The following is a 1,816-nucleotide window of genomic DNA, read 5'->3' on the forward strand; positions in this document are numbered from 1 at the left end:
GCTGTCGTCGGCGCGGGATCGCGCCGACGTGGCGACAGCAGCTTGCGCAGTCCGCTGATCGGCGGCTCGTCGCGTTGATCCGACATGCCAGCCGGCTCCTCCCCAGGTCAATGCGCCGCCCATGCTGGCGCTCAGGAACTGGATATCGGCGCTGGCGGCGCGCGCTTGAGCCGGCGGACGCCGTGTCTGTGAAGAGGACTCCATGGCGGCCGTACCCTCACCCCCGGCCCCTTGCTTCCTTCTCCCGTCGGGACCATGGCCCCCTTTTCGGGGGAAGGTGCCCCGAAGGGGCGGATGAGGGGGCGGTTCGCTAGGGAGGTGTCTGGGGGAAGAGGTTCCCTGGCCGTCGCACCCTCACCCCCAACCCCTCTCCCGGAGGGAGAGGGGAGCAACACCTGGCTCCCGAAAGATCGCGCGTGCCGCGGCGCTGTGCAGAACGCGCACGACGCTGGCACTCTGGCGGCCGCGCCTGGTGCCGGCGCGCACACTTCCACGGAGACTGAGCATGGCCGATCCCCGCGAACCGCTGCTGCATCCCGTTCCGATCCTGTCCCTGCGTCCCACGCAGATGACCGTGGGCATGCGCGAGGTGAAGGAGAAGCGCAAGCGCTGGCGCGCGCACGCGTCCAAGCACAAGCAGGCCGAACTGCTCGGCACGCACATGATCCCGGTGGTGCTGGGACCGGACGGCCGCTACTACGTGGTCGATCACCACCACCTGGCGCGGGCACTGCACGACGAAGGGGTGGAGGACATTCTGGTCACGGTGATCGCCGACCTCAGCATGGTCGACAAGGCCGCGCTGTGGAGCGTGCTGGATCATCGCCGCTGGGCCTATCCCTACGACGCCAAGGGCGAGCGCCGCCCGTTCAAGGACATGCCCACGTCGATCGCCGACCTGAAGGACGATCCCTACCGCAGCCTCGCCGGCGAGGTCCGGCGCGCCGGCGGCTACGCCAAGGACACCACGCCCTTCAGCGAATTCCTGTGGGCCGACCTGTTCCGCCGCCGGCTGCGGCGCCGCGACGTCAAGGAGGATTTCGCCCGCGCCATGGAAACCGCGCTCGCGCTCGCCAAGAGCCGGGACGCGAGCTACTTGCCGGGCTGGTGCGGGCCGCTGTCCGACGACTGATCCGGCGTGGCGTCATGCGCCGGCCTGCCGCCCAGGAGTGCGTGCAGGGCGCGTTCGACGCGGCCGCCGAACAACAGGATGACGAAGGCGATGGCCAGCGACACGGCCACGATCTGCCACTGGCCGGCGCCGCACATGATGCCGACGCAGGCGGTGAGCCAGACACAGGCGGCGCTGGTCAGGCCATGCACCCGCACATGTTTCTGGGTGTGATAGATGACGCCGGCGCCGAGGAAGCCGATGCCGGTGAGGATGCCCTGGATGACGCGGCTGCCGGCATCGGTGAAGCCGCCCTTGCCGAGCGGGTCGGCCAGCAGCACCACCATCGCGGTGGCCAGGCCGACCAGGCCCAGCGTGCGGATGCCGATCGGCTTGCCATGCAGGTCGCGGTTCAACCCGATCGCCGCGCCGGCGAGGGCGGCGATCCCCAGGCGTACGGCGATCTCGGACAGGTCGGTCAAGGCAGGTCTCCCGGTGGATGTGTGGCCGCAGGCGGCCGGCCCATCATAGGCAACCCGGCCGCGGGCGCCGCGTGCATGCCGTCGGCTGGCCTCAGAGCGCGGCGCGGACGTCGTCCAGGCTGGGCGGATTGGCGCCGGCGCGGGTGCAGTTGATCGCTGCGGCGGCCACGCAGAACTGCAGCAGGCGCTCCAGCGCGGCCGGCTCGCTGCCCAGCGCCGCCAG

2 protein-coding genes are annotated in these 1,816 nt (G+C 70.8%); one reads left to right on the top strand and one right to left on the bottom strand.

The features are described from left to right. Positions 1-505 precede the first annotated feature (505 nt). On the top strand, positions 506-1,132 hold the full coding sequence (locus D588_RS0109670) for a ParB-like protein (RefSeq protein WP_017915832.1): 627 nt from the start codon (positions 506-508) through the stop codon (positions 1,130-1,132). Here D588_RS0109670 and D588_RS0109675 read toward each other — a convergent pair. Next, positions 1,093-1,593, bottom strand: a complete 501-nt coding sequence (locus D588_RS0109675) for an MgtC/SapB family protein (RefSeq protein WP_017907901.1) — start codon at positions 1,591-1,593, stop codon at positions 1,093-1,095. The two genes, D588_RS0109670 and D588_RS0109675, sit on opposite strands and share 40 nt — an antisense overlap. Between the last annotated feature and the right edge of the window lie 223 nt (positions 1,594-1,816).

The organism is Xanthomonas sp. SHU 308 (assembly GCF_000364645.1).
GTDB classification, from domain to species: Bacteria; Pseudomonadota; Gammaproteobacteria; order Xanthomonadales; family Xanthomonadaceae; genus Xanthomonas_A; species Xanthomonas_A sontii.

Coding starts and splice junctions, on each gene's coding strand:
- D588_RS0109670 (WP_017915832.1), top strand. CDS start 506: ATGGCCGATCCCCGCGAACCGCTGCTGCATCCCGTTCCGATCCTGTCC.